The organism is Nocardia sp. NPDC003345 (genome assembly GCF_053589395.1).
In genome coordinates this window covers 1-14,901 of record NZ_JBSFRU010000142.1, presented here as the reverse complement: position 1 = coordinate 14,901, position 14,901 = coordinate 1, and the positions used below count along the sequence as shown (strand labels likewise).

At 68.8% G+C, this 14,901-nt stretch carries 12 protein-coding genes, 2 pseudogenes and 2 riboswitches; of the genes and pseudogenes, 8 read left to right on the top strand and 6 right to left on the bottom strand.

Annotated elements, in window-relative coordinates; genetic code table 11:
- The 3 genes and pseudogenes from ACWDU1_RS17070 to ACWDU1_RS17060 form a co-directional block, all read right to left on the bottom strand.
- On the bottom strand, window positions 1–1,574 hold a 1,574-nt coding region (locus ACWDU1_RS17070), incomplete at its 3' end, for an FAD-binding dehydrogenase (protein WP_449999513.1).
- Window positions 1,575–1,642: 68 nt separating this feature from the next.
- Entirely contained in the window at window positions 1,643–2,329 is a 687-nt protein-coding gene (locus tag ACWDU1_RS17065; protein ID WP_449999511.1) for a biliverdin-producing heme oxygenase, read from the bottom strand.
- A gap of 672 nt (window positions 2,330–3,001) precedes the next feature.
- Window positions 3,002–4,501, bottom strand: a pseudogene (locus ACWDU1_RS17060) (threonine/serine ThrE exporter family protein); the annotation flags it as partial.
- A gap of 227 nt (window positions 4,502–4,728) precedes the next feature.
- Here ACWDU1_RS17060 and ACWDU1_RS17055 point away from each other — a divergent pair.
- Window positions 4,729–6,660, top strand: coding sequence for an acyl-CoA dehydrogenase family protein (locus tag ACWDU1_RS17055; RefSeq protein ID WP_449999510.1), 1,932 nt, complete (start codon window positions 4,729–4,731; stop codon window positions 6,658–6,660).
- A gap of 31 nt (window positions 6,661–6,691) precedes the next feature.
- Here ACWDU1_RS17055 and ACWDU1_RS17050 read toward each other — a convergent pair whose 3' ends face one another.
- The 3 genes from ACWDU1_RS17050 to ACWDU1_RS17040 all read right to left on the bottom strand — a co-directional run bounded on the left by ACWDU1_RS17050 (window position 6,692) and on the right by ACWDU1_RS17040 (window position 9,920).
- A complete protein-coding gene (locus tag ACWDU1_RS17050; RefSeq protein ID WP_449999508.1) occupies window positions 6,692–7,471 on the bottom strand; it encodes a phosphatase PAP2 family protein in 780 nt (259 codons plus the stop codon).
- Between the two features lie 67 nt (window positions 7,472–7,538).
- Entirely contained in the window at window positions 7,539–8,429 is an 891-nt protein-coding gene (locus ACWDU1_RS17045; RefSeq protein WP_449999506.1) for an NERD domain-containing protein, read from the bottom strand.
- 84 nt (window positions 8,430–8,513) lie between these two features.
- On the bottom strand, window positions 8,514–9,920 hold the full coding sequence (locus ACWDU1_RS17040; RefSeq protein WP_449999504.1) for a DUF2252 domain-containing protein: 1,407 nt from the start codon (window positions 9,918–9,920) through the stop codon (window positions 8,514–8,516).
- Window positions 9,921–10,181: 261 nt separating this feature from the next.
- Between ACWDU1_RS17040 and ACWDU1_RS17035 the strand changes: the two genes are divergently transcribed.
- From ACWDU1_RS17035 to ACWDU1_RS17005, 7 genes and pseudogenes are all read left to right on the top strand, one after another.
- Window positions 10,182–10,886: a CDP-alcohol phosphatidyltransferase family protein gene (locus tag ACWDU1_RS17035; RefSeq protein ID WP_449999502.1), complete on the top strand. Its 705-nt coding sequence runs from the start codon at window positions 10,182–10,184 to the stop codon at window positions 10,884–10,886.
- 43 nt (window positions 10,887–10,929) lie between these two features.
- Complete coding sequence (gene gcvH, locus ACWDU1_RS17030) at window positions 10,930–11,328, top strand: glycine cleavage system protein GcvH (RefSeq protein ID WP_449999500.1); 399 nt, start codon at window positions 10,930–10,932, stop codon at window positions 11,326–11,328.
- A gap of 148 nt (window positions 11,329–11,476) precedes the next feature.
- Window positions 11,477–11,962, top strand: coding sequence for an oxoglutarate dehydrogenase inhibitor Odhl (gene odhI / locus ACWDU1_RS17025; RefSeq protein WP_030520553.1), 486 nt, complete (start codon window positions 11,477–11,479; stop codon window positions 11,960–11,962).
- Between the two features lie 62 nt (window positions 11,963–12,024).
- Window positions 12,025–12,825: a transcriptional regulator FtsR gene (ftsR, locus tag ACWDU1_RS17020; RefSeq protein ID WP_449999498.1), complete on the top strand. Its 801-nt coding sequence runs from the start codon at window positions 12,025–12,027 to the stop codon at window positions 12,823–12,825.
- Between the two features lie 201 nt (window positions 12,826–13,026).
- Complete coding sequence (locus ACWDU1_RS17015) at window positions 13,027–13,500, top strand: bifunctional nuclease family protein (protein ID WP_449999496.1); 474 nt, start codon at window positions 13,027–13,029, stop codon at window positions 13,498–13,500.
- Window positions 13,501–13,675: 175 nt separating this feature from the next.
- Entirely contained in the window at window positions 13,676–14,254 is a 579-nt protein-coding gene (locus ACWDU1_RS17010) for a MerR family transcriptional regulator (RefSeq protein WP_449999514.1), read from the top strand.
- Between the two features lie 98 nt (window positions 14,255–14,352).
- Window positions 14,353–14,452, top strand: a riboswitch (glycine riboswitch).
- A 1-nt stretch (window position 14,453) separates the two neighbouring features.
- Window positions 14,454–14,546, top strand: a riboswitch (glycine riboswitch).
- Window positions 14,547–14,592: 46 nt separating this feature from the next.
- Window positions 14,593–14,901: pseudogene (locus ACWDU1_RS17005) on the top strand (glycine dehydrogenase (aminomethyl-transferring)); the annotation flags it as partial.

Below are 14,901 nucleotides of genomic sequence, written 5' to 3'. Positions count from 1 at the left end.
TCACCGGCGGCGTACAGGCCCGGCAGCGGGGTTCCGTCCGCGCGCATCACCCGCGAATCCAGATCGGTCTGCAATCCGCCCAGGGTTTTACGGGTCAGGACGTTGAGGCGCACCGCGATGAGCGGTCCCGCGGCGGGATCGAGGATCCGGTGCGGTTTTGCCACCCGCGCGGTCTTGTCACCGAAGAAGGTGCGGGCATTGTGGATCGCGGTCACCTGCGCGTCCTTGCTGAACTTGTTGGTGATCTCGCGGTCCCGGGCCACGATCTGGCGTTCCATATCGGCATGGTCCAGCACCGGGCCGCGGCTCAGCTCGTTCATCCCGTCGACCAGTTCCCGCAGGGTATCGGCCACCACGAAATCGACGCCGTGCTCCTTGAACGCCTCCACCGGCGCGGGGGCGCCTTTGGTGAACCGGCTGCGGACCGTGGCGAGCCGGTCCTTGCTGGTGATATCCGGGTTCTGCTCGGACCCCGACAGCGCGAACTCCTTCTCGATGATCGACTGGGTCAGCACGAACCACGAATAGTCGTGCCCGGTCGCCAGGATGGCCTTCATCGTGGAGTTGGTATCGAATCCGGGGAAACAGGGTGCCGGGAGCCGGGCCCCGTTGGCGTCGAACCACAGCGACGACGGACCGGGAATGATCCGGATCGCGTGATCGGGCCAGATCGGGTCCCAGTTGTTGATGCCTTCGGTGTAGTGCCACATCCGGTCCCGGTTCACCAGTGCGGCACCGGCCTCCTCGGAGATCCCGAGCATGCGGCCGTCCACATGTGCGGGCACACCCGAGATCATGGTGCGCGGCGCCGGGCCCAGCCGGTCGACCGGCCAGTTACGGCGGATCATGTCGTGGTTGTGGCCGATCCCGCCGGAGGTCACCACCACGGCTTCCGCGCGCAGGTCGAACTCGCCGGTCACGGTGCGCGGGGACGCGACGCCGCGCGCGAGTTCGGTCGGTTCCAGAATGCTGCCGCGCACTCCGGTGACGGCGCCGTCGTCCAGGATCAGTTCGTCCACGCGGTGCCGGAACGCGAAACGCACCAGCCCGTCACGTTCGGCTTCCAGAACCGGGGTCAGGAAGGCTTCCAGGACACCGGGGCCGGTGCCCCAGGAGATGTGGAAACGCGGCACCGAGTTGCCGTGCCCGTCGGCGAGGCCGCCACCGCGTTCGGCCCAGCCGACCAGCGGGGTCACCCGCAGGCCGAGATCGTAGAGGTATTCGCGTTTCTCGGTGGCCGCGAACCGGACGTAGGCCTCGGCCCACTGCCGGGCCCAGTGGTCCTCGTCGTCACGATCGAACCCGGCCGACCCCAGCCAGTCCTGCAGCGCCAATTCGTAGGAGTCGTGGATACCGAGCCGCCGCTGCTCGGGGCTGTTCACGAAGAACAGGCCGCCCAGGGACCAGAACGCCTGCCCGCCGAGATTGTTGCGGTTCTCCTGGTCGAGGACGAGCACGCGGTGCCCGGCCCGGGTCAGCTCATAGGTGGCGACGAGACCCGCGAGGCCGGCCCCGACGACGATCACCGGGTAATCGCCGGCGGATTCTCGCCCGGCAGGAGAGGTTTCGGACACGGTTCACCCTTCGTTCGCGGTGGCTACCGGCGGGAATGTATCAGACTGGACGCTCGCCCAATACGGCTTCAGCTGTGGCGGCGGGTCGGGAATTCGGCGCCCAGCTCGGTGAACAGCGCACGGTTCAGCACGAAGGCGCGTTTGCCCTCGTCGAGGATGCGGCGCTGCTCGAGTTCGTCGACATCGATACGGTCCAGCAGGGCGCGGTACTCGCGTTTGAACGCCGCGGGATTGCCGATCCGCTCGAAAACATAGAACCGCACCCCGTCGCCGCGATGCGGCAGATCCCACAGTTTCTCGGCGTTCCCGCGGATGACCTGCCCGCCGGAGAGATCGCCGAGATAGCGGGTGTAGTGATGGGCGATATAGCCGCCCGGCCACTGCCGGGCGCATTCCTCGATCCGGTCCGCGTAGGCCGCGGTGGCCGGTAGCGGGGTGAGCTCTTCCCGCCAGTCCGGGCCGGCCAGATGCGCGAGATCACGTTCCAGTTCGGCGGTGCGGGCCAACTCCGGTTTGATGAACGGCCCGGCGACCGGATCGGCGGCGAGGGCGTCGCTGTGGGCCTCGAGGGCCCGGTAGATGTACCAGAGCTGTCCGGTGTAGCGCCGGAAGGATTCGATCCCGAGCGAGCCGTCCAGCATTTCGCCGATGAATGTCGAGTTCTCGGCTTCTTCGTGCTCCCGGGCGGTGGCCTCCCGCATGCGGGTGGAGAACGGGGCCGCGGCCGGATCGAGGGTCTCTGTGGTGTCCGGCATCGAGCGAACCTTCCTACGAACGGTGCGGGTCACGCCCGTGACCTCGTTCGGACCCCGGTGGTCGCGACCACCGGTGATCGACACTCCGACCATACCGGCAGAGACCCCTGTCGGTGGGGTCGCTGCCGCGGTCGCCGGGTCGCGATACCCGTCCCGGCGCGCGTTATCCGCGCGCCGGGACGGGTGTTAGGGCGCGTCCGGGCGCAGGGCCGCGGGCAGCGGCTCGGTGGGGGCGAGGCGCGACTCGACGGCGCCGACCCCCACCGGTTCGGGGGTGAGCGCGAGCGGCATCGCCCGCGTGGGTGCGAGGTCCTCGCCGAGCGGTTGCACCGGATGCGGCGGCAACGCCGGGATCTCCAGCATCTCGGTGGGCGGCGCAAGCGCCGACGCACCGGGCAGGTCCAGCGGCTCCGGTGACACCACCCCGCTCAACGGTGCCGGATCCAGCTCGCGGGTCCAGACACCACGGTCGAACGCGGGCACCGGAGCCGTGCCCCGGGTGGCCGGCCTCGACACCTGCGGCAACTGCCCGGCGGCCGGGAAACCGGCCGGGAGATCCAGCGGGGCCGCGGCGGCGGTGGCACGGGCGAGCGCGGGCACCGGGGTATGGCGCGGCAGCGCGATCGGGCGGCGTTTGCCGAGATTCACGCGTTTGCCCAGGTTCACCGTGGGCCGGAGCCTGCGGTGCACCACCGGACGGCGCAGCGCGCCGAACTTGCGCAGGATCGGTGGGCGGCGCACCGTCCGGTCGAACCATTCACCCAGGGTCACGCCCCCGGCCAGTGCGCAGCCGATACCGAATGCCGCGAGGAGCTGGTCCGCACCGCGCGCCATATCGTCGTTCAGCATGCCGTAGAGCCCGCGGTAGACGCTGAGGCCCGGAAGCAGCGGCGTGATACCGGCCAGTGCCACCACCAGCGGCGGGGTCATCGTCCGCCGGGCGAACAGGCCACCGACCAGGCCGATCACGACAGCGGCCGCGCCGGCGGCGATCACCGGGCCGAAACCGGACTGCAGGACCATCAGGTAGCAGATGGCGCCCATCGCCCCGCTCACCGCGGCGGCGGCCAGCGCGCGCTTCTCCGCGTAGCAGGCCAGGCAGAAGGCCATCGCCGCGACGGCGCCGGCCAGCACCTGGACAGGCAGATTGGACAGCGCGTGCCCGGGGCCGAGATCCAGGGGAACGGTCGCGTCGAACATCTCGCCCACCCGCAGGGTCAGCGCGATACCGGCGATGATCCCGCCGGTCATCATGAGCAGTTCGAGCATCCGGGCGGCCGCGGTGATCGGCGCGCCGGTGATGGCGTCCTGCACCGAGCCCACCAGGCTCAGCCCACTGAGCAGCACGGTGATACCGGCCGCGATGATCAGGGTGGGACTGACCGAGATGCCGAGTGGTCCGGAGACCAGGGCCAGGACGACCGCGGGTATCGCGGCGATCGCGCCGCCCACCAGATGCTGGAAGAAGAACGGCAGGCCGTGCCTGTTGAGGGCCCGGTTGGTCCGGTCGATCACCGCGGTGGTGATGAAGCTGAGCGCGGTCACGAGGATGCCGCCGCCGAGCAGCAGGGCGATCGCCGCGGCCATCAGCGACCAGGCGAAGGTCGCCGTCCAGCGGTTGTACGGATGCGGCGCGCTGGTGATCGCGTCCAGCGCCGTGCGGGCCTCCTGCGGCGGCACCACCTCGCGCCGGATCCGCCGGGTGAGCCGGTCCACCGCCGCGAGCCGGGTGAAGTCCAGCGAGCGGTACTGCACCACCCGCATCGAACTCGCCGGTGGCAGCCGCGCGCCGCGGTGCACGTAGATACGGATCGAGTTGTAGGTGACCTCGACATCGCACGCGGACAACCCGTACGTGGCGGCGATGAATCGCACCGTCGTCTGGGTGTCGGTGACGGCCGAGCCCGATGCCAGGACCACTTCGCCCATGCGTACCGCCAGGTCGAGCACCTCGGCCACCGCGGCGTCGTCGGACAGATCGATGGGCTGCAGCGGCGTCGGTGCGGAGACGATCGTGTCGGCGGTGGCGGGGCGGTCGGCCACCAGTTTGCTGATGGCGCCGGTGATGACGGGGAGGCGGAGCGGGGTACGCCGGCGTTCGGCGTAACTCGGTGTGTCCGCGGAGATCGGGGGTGTGGAGGTCACTCCTTCCAAGGTTCCTTGCGCAGCCATAGCCGCGAAGGTAGTGGCCGGAAGGCCCTCTTGCCCACCGCAAACGGGGGTCTGTAATTGTGATCTTTGTTACGTAGGTGTTTATTTGACATTTCGATTGGACATAACGGGCCGATCGACCTGCTGACCTGGGCTGTCGTCAGTGACGTCGATCCGCTGCCGATGTGTGTTACGCCTCGCGTGTTCCTCGCCCCTGAAGAGTCAAACCCGGCGCTAGGGTCGGAGGTATGAGCACCGGCAGCACTGCGACAGCGCAACAGTTACGGCAGGCACTCGACGGGCCGTGGGGCGATGTACGGGAGAAGGCCCGCAACGATCTGGCCGACGAGCGGTTCCTGGGCGACCCGGACCTGGACCTGCCCGCCGCCCGGGCGCGGGTGCTCGACCAGATGCGGGCCATCGCCGATCTCGGCCTGGCCGAAACCGGTTTCCGGCGTGAGCACGGTGGTACCGGTGAGCCGGGCGCCGCCGTGGTCGGCCTGGAGATGCTGGCCTACGCGGATCTGTCGCTGTGGGTGAAGTCGGGCGTGCAATGGGGCCTGTTCGGCGGCGCCGTCGAGAACCTCGGCACCGAACGCCACCGGGAACACATCCGGCGTCTCATCACCCTGGACCTACTCGGTTGTTTCGCCATGACCGAATCCGGGCACGGCAGCGATGTCGCCAATCTGGAGACCACCGCCACCTACGATCCGGCGACCGAGGAATTCGTGATCCATACGCCCACGCCGTCGGCGCGTAAGGACTACATCGGCGGGGCCGCCGAGCACGCCCGGATGGCGGCCGTATTCGCCCAGCTGCGCACCCCCGCCGGGGAGCACGGCGTGCACTGCCTGCTCGTGCCGATCCGCGACGAGGACGGCAACGACCTGCCCGGCGTCACCACCTCCGACTGTGGCCGTAAGGGCGGGCTTCCGGGCGTGGACAACGGCCGGATCGTCTTCGACCAGGTACGGGTGCCGCGAGAGAATCTGCTCAACCGCTACGCCGATGTCGATCCGGACGGTACCTACCATTCCGAGATCGAGAACCCGAGCCGCCGGTTCTTCACCACGCTCGGGACCCTGGTGCGCGGCCGGGTCAGCGTGGGCGGCGCGGCGGCCGCCGGAGCGCGGGTCGCGCTCGCCATCGCGCTGCGGTACTCGCTGAAGCGCCGCCAGTTCGGCAACCCGGACGACGGCGGCGAAACCCTGCTGCTGGACTACCGGATGCACCAGCGCCGCCTGCTGCCCCTGCTCGCCCGCTCCTACGCGCTGGCGTTCGCCCAGAACGACCTGGTCCGCCGGATGCACCTGGTGCAGACCGGCCAGGATCTCGACCCGAACGCCCAGCGTGCCCTGGAGAAACGCGCCGCCGGCTTCAAGGTGGCCCAGACCCGGCACGCGACCCGCGCCATCCAGGAATGCCGCGAGGCCTGCGGCGGTGCCGGTTATCTGACGGAGAACCGGCTGGTCACGCTGAAGGCCGATACCGATGTGTTCACCACCTTCGAGGGCGACAACGTCGTGCTGACCCAGCTGGTGGCCAAGGAGATCCTCACCGCCTACGCGGACGAAGTGCGCGATCTCGATGCCCTGGGCTGGGTACGTTTCGCCGCCACCATGGCCGGGGACGTGGTGCGCAAACGTTCGGGAGTGCGCCAGCTGATCCAGACCCTGCGCGACCGCGGCGGGGAAACGGTCGACGAAGGCGACCTGGGTAAACGGGCCACCCAGCTGGCGCTGTTCGCCGACCGGGAGGACTATCTGACCCGCACCGCCGCGCACCGGCTCCGGGCGCGGGCCGAGGAAACCGGCCCGTTCGAGGCCTTCAACAACGCGCAGGACCACATCCTGGCGGCCGGAACGGCCCATATCGACCGGCTGGTGCTGGAGGCGTTCATCGAGGGAATCGCCGATATCGAGGACGACGAGGCGCGCGCGCTCGCCGAAACCGTCTGTGATCTGTTCGTCTACTCCTCGCTGGAGGAGAACTCCGCCTGGTACATCATGCACCGGTTCATGTCGGTGGAGCGCGCCAAGGCGGTCCGTCGTGGCGTGAACGAGCTGGTCGACCGGCTGCGCCCGGAGGCGCCCACCCTGATCGAGGCGCTGGGGGTTCCGGAGTCGCTGCTGAACGCGGCCATGCTCGACGATGCCAGCGTGTACGAGCGGCAGTAGCGCGCGCCGGCCGGGCACCGGCCTCGGCTCGTCAGTGAGGCCGGTTGCCGAGGGCCCGGCGGGCGCGGCCCGCGGTCCAGAAGAGCGCGGCGGCGAGTGCGATGCCCGCCGCCGCGCCCCCGGCGATATCGGTGGCCTCGTGGTAGTCCAGCGCGATCATGCCCACCGAGCCCAGGCCGAGGGCGAGGACGGCGAGAGCGACGAGGGCCAGACGCGCCCGCACCGATCGCAGCAGTAGCACCACGGTCGTCACCAGCGAGACCAGATGTACCGTGTGGCCGCTGGGATAGGCCAGGTAGTCGTGTAGCGGCCGGCCCCAGCCCGGTTTCAGGGCCCAGGTGTTGATCGCCACGGCGATCTCGGGTACGAGCACCACGGTCACCGCCTCCCACCATTTCCGCTGCCAGGCGAACAGCGCGACCGCCGCGCACAGCAGCACGAGCACCACACCCGTGCTGCTCGCCAGGGCCAGCACCTCGGCCAGCCAGGGGCGGGGATCCAACCGGGGGTGGATACGCGAACTCACCGCCAGGTCGAGGGAGGTCGGGCCGCCGCCGGGCGGGAAAGTGAGCGGAATGGCCGCCGTCACGGCCGCGCCGGCGGTCGTCACCGCGACGGTGGACAGTGTCCCGGGCGACCGGCCGGCTTCGGCACGCGGAAGATCCGGCGGGGGAACGGCTCGATGCCCGGCCGGTACGGCGGTGTGCGCGCGGGATCGGTGATGCGGATCCGGGCGGCCGCCCGGGCAGCGGGCAGGTCCGGCGGGCCGGTCCGCGGGCAGCGGATCCGGCGCGCCGGGTGCGATGCTCACCGGCCGACCCTAACCATCGCCGGTGCGTGGTGGGAAGTCCGTCCGCCCGCCGGCGGGGAGAGGGGCGTCAGCCGGGGCCATAGGAGAGGAAGGCCGCGAGAACGAACCAGAGCATCCAGGCGACCGCGACGAACATGCCGAGCGCGAACGCCGCCCGCATGACCGCCCGGCCGAAGTCGATATCGCCCACTTCCCGGGGATAGAGCCGCCACGGGCTGTACCAGGGTGCCCGGAACCGCCGCCCCGCCGCCTCGCGTTCGGCCAGGGCCAGATCCTCGGCGTACTGTTCGGCTTCGGCCTGCGCCGGGCCGCCATGCCACAGGGTGACATCGATGGGGCCCAGGAATCCCTCTTCGAGCAGCCGCTGCGGCGCCGGCAGATAGGGCAGCATCCCCATGCCCCGGAACGCGACCGCCACATCGTTGGCGGTCCAGCGGTGGGATTCGCGTTCGGCGAGCACACCGAAGTAGTGCCGCAGCCGGTCGCCGTCGTCGCCGAGGATCACGTCGAAACTCGGATCGTGCACCTTCTGCTCGATCTGGACGGGTACGCGCTGTAGCGGCACGATCAGCGCGACGCCGTGTACGGCACGCTGGCCGAGCCCTCGTGCGGCCAGCCAGCTCTGCAGGGCGAACGTGTGCTCGCGGGATCGCTCGAGCAGTGACCTGTCGTCCTCGGCCACCAAATCGGCCCGGACCCCGTTCAGCGTCCATTCCCCCGTGAGCGGTACCTGCAGGGTGCCGCCGCGGTCCGAACGCAGCCCGGCGACATCGATGACCACGCAGCTGGTCGGCGTCCAGACCACCGCGTCGAACCGGTAGGTGCCGTCCTGGTGGATCAGGGCGCAGTTGACCGTCGCCACCCCGTGCGGGCTGCTGTCCCCGTCCCAGCCGCCGAGCCAATCGACCAGTGCCCGTTCGGCGACGCTGTCGGTGCTGTTCTGAACCTGCACGAGCATGGTGACCGCCCTTCACGTCCGATCCGAGGCCGCGTCCGACCCGCGGTGATGGCGGCGCCGGCCACGCGGCGCACTCTGTCGAAACTACCGGTCCGGATCCTCGCTCGGAAGTTTCCCGGCGCGAACCGCCGCGACGAGTTCGTCGTGGTCGGCCTCGGTCCGGTCGGCGTAGCGCACCGCGAATTCGGTGACGGCCTCGTCGAAATCCTCGCCGTCGCCGAGGTATCCGCTGATCAGCCGGGGGTCCAGGGAGCGGGCGTGGGCGCGGGCGAGCAGCGCGCCGGCCAGGCGGCCGTAATCGTCGAGGTCGCCGGGTTCGAGTTCCTCGGGGGCGATACCGCCTTTGAGGTTGCGGAACTGGCGCACGATGAACGGCAGTTCCCGGCTGCCGCCGCCCGGTTCCGGCACGGTCATCGTCGTCCAGCCGAGCAGGATATCGGTCTCGGTCTGAACCAGCCTGGCGCCCTCGACGATTCGCCGCCCCTCGTGCTCGGCCGGTCCGATTCCGAGTATCGGCGCCAGCGCCGACGGAGACGCCTGTTTGAGCTGCAGCACCAGGACCTCCCCCGAATTACCGTGCAGCAGGGCGACATAGCTGTGGAATCCGACACTGCCCGTGCCGACGACCCGGAAAGCGATATCGCCCACCGCGAACCGTGCGAGCAGGCCCCGCCGGGATTCGCGCAGGGTCGCGCCGTAGCGTTCCAGCGCATCGATCGCGGCGTCCTCGACCTGCTGCGTCACGGTGGTGAGAATCGGGGGATCGCTGACGAAATGGTGGCTCTCGATACCGGTTTCGTGATCGTCGAGATGCGTCCATTTCTTCACGACCTTCTCGCTGTCGTTCTTGCGGGCCTTCTTGGCGGCCTTTTTGAAGTTGTCGAGCAGATCGTCGGCCTCGACACGGTCGAGGATGGATTCGTCGGCCAGCGCCGACCAGGATTTCAGGAACGGCCGTTCGGCCAGGGCGGCGATAGCGCGGCGATAGGTCCGCGCGGCATCGGCCGCGGCGGTCCGGCATTCCTCCTCGTTCGCGCCGCCCACCCGGCCCGCCAGCACCAGGCTGGCCGCCAGCCGTTCCAGATCCCATTCCCACGGACCTGCCACGGTGTCGTCGAAATCATTGATATCCATGACGATCTCGCCGCGGGAGGTGCCGTAGAGACCGAAGTTCGCGGCGTGGGCGTCGCCGCACAGCTGGGCGAGGAACCCGGTATCCGGGCTACCGGCCAGATCGTGTGCCATCAGCCCGGCGGCGCCCCGGTAGAACGCGAACGGGGAGGCGGCCATCCGCGCTATCCGCAGCGGGATCAGGTGTTCCAGGCGGCCGTGGTTGGAGTTCTCGATGAACTCGGGCACCGACGGCCGGCCCGCGGTGCGTACGGCGCGGTCGCGGGCGGTGTGCGGGATACGCTCGCGGACCGCCTCGCCGCGGGCGAGGATCTCCTCGGCGGGAGTGTACGAGCGCAGGGCGATACGACTGTTCGGCACGGCACAACGTTACCGAGGTTCCCAGGTCGCGGCGCCCTTCCGGGCTCGTGACCGCCGGGCCGCCGCGACACCCCCGCGGTGCCGTCGGTTCGCCGGCACGGGTTCGAGGGGCAGCCGCAGGGCACGTTCGGCGCGCCGGTCGGTGATGTGCCCGCTCACCCGAAACAATGATGAGATAGTTTAACACTCATTCATTCATCGAATGACACGCTGGGTGCGCTGGCGCGCGCGGGCCGCCATACGGTAAGCACTTGCTCTGTGATGAGCGATTCGGGAACCGGCGGTTCCGAGACCGCGGCATCGGAACCGGATCCCGCGGTCGCGGCCGGCCCGGTGCTGTCGGACCGCCTGCTCACCGTGCCCAACGTCCTGAGCGTGCTGCGGCTGATCGGCATCCCCGTATTCCTGTGGCTGCTGCTCGTAGTACACGCGGACGGCTGGGCCTTCACCCTGCTGGTGCTGAGCGGCGTCACCGACTTCCTGGACGGCAAGCTCGCGCGGCTACTGGACCAGTCCTCCCGGCTCGGCGCGCTCCTGGACCCCCTCGTCGACCGGCTCTATCTGGTCACCACGCTGGCCGCGTTCGTGGTCCGGGGGTTGATTCCCTGGTGGGTGGCGGCGCTGCTGATCGGCCGCGATCTGGTGCTGAGCCTCACGCTGCGGATCTACCGCCGCCGGGGTCTCGAGCCGCCCGAGGTCATCTACCTCGGAAAGGCCGCCACCTTCGCCCTGATGTCGGCGCTGCCGTGGCTGCTGGCCGGAGAGATGGACTGGGTGGGAGACGGTTTCGGCCGGGCCTTCGGTGGGGCGCTGCTGATCTGGGGCACGGCTGTCTACGTCTGGACCGGGCTGCTGTATCTCGGCCGGGCCGTCGCGGTCGCGCGGGCGATACCCCCTACCGGGGCAGATTCGCACGGTTCCCCGGGCCGGGAGACCGGCGCGGCGGATCACGACGGGCTCGCATAGAGTTGCGGGCATCGTGCACGACGACACGAGGAAAGGACACCATGTGAACCGGGCTCCGGAGGATCTGCGTTACACCGCGGAACACGAATGGGTGCGTCGTATCGAGCCCACCCGGGTCCGGGTCGGGATCACCGATTACGCCCAGTCGCAACTCGGTGACGTCGTGTTCGTGCAGTTGCCCGAGACCGGCGCCGAGGTCGCCGCCGGGGACAGCATCGCAGAGGTCGAATCGACCAAGAGCGTTTCCGATATCTACGCTCCACTGCGCGCGAAAATCGTTGCGGTGAATCAGGAATTGGAGGCCACACCGGAAACGCTGAACACCGATCCCTACGGTGACGGGTGGTTGTTCGAACTCGAGGTGGACGACGCGTCCGCACTGGAATCGAGTCTGGGTGAACTGCTCGATGCCGCGGGTTATCAAGGAGTTATCGGGGGCTGATCCAGCCTTCCCGGTTCTACCTGCACGGGCGCGGCCCGGCAGGGTACGGTCAATGCCAACGGATGTGCCGCCGAGTCGGGGCCACCGAGCCACGTCGTATCGCGGCATCTGCCTGCATGGTTTATGAGGTTCGAGGAGGAGAGAAACGGTGAGCGAGAACAAAGACCCGGGTTACGGGGAGACCGCGGCCGAGACGACGTCGGTCTTCCGCGCGGATTTCCTGAACGAGGTCGACGCATCGCGCTCCGGCGAGCCGACCGGCGAACAGCCGGTGCAGGGTGTTGAGGGTCTTCCGGTCGGCGCGGCGCTGCTGGTCGTCAAGCGCGGTCCGAACGCGGGTTCGCGGTTCCTGCTGGATCAGCCCACCACTTCGGCGGGCCGCCATCCCGACAGCGATATCTTTCTCGACGATGTCACCGTCAGCCGCCGCCATGCCGAATTCCGGCAGGACGAGGATTCCTTCCAGGTCGTCGACGTGGGCAGCCTGAACGGTACCTACGTCAACCGGGAGCCGGTGGACTCCTCGGAACTGCAGAACGGCGACGAGGTACAGATCGGGAAATTCCGGCTGGTATTCCTCACCGGGCCGCGCACCCAGGAGGCGGGATCCGCGGCCGGTGCGGGCAGTTTGTGAACAGTTGAAGATCGGTGCGCCGGTCCGGGTGATCGGCGCTTCGGCGTGAAAGACTCGAGGTCATGACAGGCGCGGCGCAGCAGTGGGCGCACGGAGGTATGTCGATCGGCTCCGTGCTCGATCTGCTGCGGCCGGATTTTCCGGATATCACCATCTCCAAGATCCGTTTCCTCGAAGCGGAGGGTCTGATCCGGCCCGAACGCACGCCGTCGGGCTATCGCAGGTTCTCGGTCGCCGACTGTGAACGCCTGCGCTTCGTCCTCACCGCTCAGCGGGACCAGTACCTGCCGCTGAAGGTGATCAAGGAGCAGCTCGAGGCGATCGACAGCGGCGCGGCCACGCTCGGGGTGCGGGAGGCCCGGGCCCGCGCCCGGGCCGTGCCGTCCGATCAGGAGACGGCCGCGGGCGGCGACGACCCCGGGCCGCGGCCGCCGCGCCGGCTGGGGGTTCCCCCGGGGCGTGTTCCGGTGGACGAGTTCGAATTCGATCACGAGATCCGGGTGACGCGAGCGGATCTGCTCGACCGGGCCGGGATCGACGAGAAGTTCCTCACCGATCTGATCCGTGCGAATCTGATCACACCCGGGCCCGCGGGCTTCTTCGATGCCGATGCCGTCACCCTGGCGAGCACGGCCAAGGCGATGGCCGAATTCGGTTTGGAGGCGCGGCATCTGCGCGCCTTCAAACTCGCTGCCGACCGGGAGGCGGCGCTGGTGGCACAGATCGTCGCGCCGATAGCCAAGAGCCGGGATGCCGGCGCCCGTGCCCGGGCCGAGGAGACGGTGCGCGAACTCGCTGCGCTGTCGCTCACCCTGCACGCGAGCCTGGTGAGGGCCTCGGTACGCAATTCCCTCGGCGGCTGACCGGCGGCCCGCCCGCGCCTCGGCACCACGTCGGATCGGGGCTGACCTGCGGCTGAGGCGGCGTCGGCCACATCCGTGGCAACACACCGATTCCGGTGTTCCGCAGCGATCGCGGCGGCGCCGGAAGTTCGCCTAGACTCGTAGTACGGCGGGTCCAGTATCGGCGAGGGCGGACGGCCGGGAAGTATGGGAGGCAGTGCGATGAGCGAAATGCGCGTGATCGGCATCCGGGTCGAGCAGCCACAGAACCAGCCCGTCCTGCTGCTGCGGGAGGCGGAAGGGGAGCGTTATCTGCCCATCTGGATCGGGCAGGCCGAGGCCACGGCGATAGTGCTCGAGCAGGAGGGCGTCACACCGATCCGGCCCCTCACCCACGACCTGATAAAGATCTTGATCACGGATCTGGGTCATACCCTCGAGGAGGTTCATATCGTGGACCTGAAAGAGGGCACCTTCTATGCCGACCTGGTCTTCGAGAACGAGGTGCGGGTTTCGGCCCGGCCATCGGATTCGGTGGCCATAGCCTTGCGGGTCGGCTGCCCCATCTACGCCGCGGAATCGGTCCTCGAGGAAGCCGGTCTGGTGATGCCGGACGAACGCGAGGACGAGGTCGAAAAGTTCAAGGAGTTCCTCGAGTCGGTATCTCCCGACGATTTCAAAGCGACCGATAGTTGAGCCACCCCACTTTTTTCTAGACCTCAACTACAGGTCGAGACTATTACCGCGCGTCGCGTTTGGACGGCACCGCTGCGGCCGAGAGAATGGGAAGAGTAGCCTCATAGTCGACGCCGGGCCGTCGGCCATGAGGCACAGATCGGCGGAGCAAGGGAGTAGTTCAGTGGCAGAGCATATGCGGGATATGCAATCGGAAGTGGGCCCGCCTCGGCGCTACGAAATACAACCCGGATTGTTCCCCGACGATTCGGTCCCCGACGACCTGGTCGGATACCGGGTTCCGACGGCGTGTCAGGTAGCCGGTATCACCTATCGGCAACTGGACTACTGGGCGCGTACCGGCCTGGTGGTGCCCTCCATTCGCGGAGCGGCCGGTTCCGGAAGCCAGCGGTTGTATTCGTTCAAGGACATCCTGGTCCTGAAAATCGTCAAACGTCTGCTCGACGCCGGTATTTCGCTGCAGAACATCCGCATCGCGGTCGATCATCTGCGCAGCCGGGGCGTCGAGGACCTGGCGAATATCACGCTGTTCTCCGACGGCACGTCGGTATACGAGTGCACCTCGCCGGAAGAAGTCGTCGATTTACTGCAGGGCGGTCAGGGTGTTTTCGGAATTGCCGTCAACAGCGCCATGCGTGAGCTGACCGGCGATATCGCCGCGTTTCCCGCCGAACGCGCCTCGGAGACCAGTGAGCGGCCCGAAGACGAGCTCTCCTTTCGGCGCAAGGCGCGGCTGACCCGCAAGACCGGGTAACCCGCCGGTCCATATTCGCACCGGCGGGAATGAGGCCGGCGACACACAGCGGGGTCGTATTCGTGGGCCCGGTTCGGCGGGCTAAACTGGGCGGGCGCCGTAGCCGTGCGGGAGAGTTCCGGATCCGATCGGATTCCGGGCGCCGAAGGAGCAGCACCTCCCCGTCAATCTCTCAGGCACCAGGACCGTGCGGGAACCGGCGCCTCTGGAAAGTGGTGGCTACGGCCACCCGCCCAAGGTGAAAGGCGGCCGGGCCGCCGAAGCTCTCAGGCGCCGCGACAGAGGGGGAGGGCCCTGCGTCGGCCGTATGGCCGGCCACCCGTAACCAGGGAGCCGTGGTGACCCAGAGCTTCGCAGACCGGCACGTAGGACCCGACGGCGACGAATTCGCGCATATTCTCGCCGCGATCGGGATCGGATCGGCCGAGGAACTGGCGGCCGCCGCGCTGCCGGCCGGAATCCGGGACGAGGACCCCCTGGCGGGATTGCCCGCTCCCGGCGGCGAGCACGAGGTGCTGGCCGAACTCGCCGCGCTCGCCGCCTCGAATACGGCCGCGACCTCGATGATCGGGTTGGGCTATTACGACACGCTCACGCCGCCCGTCCTGGTCCGCAACCTGCTGGAGAACCCGGCCTGGTACACCGCC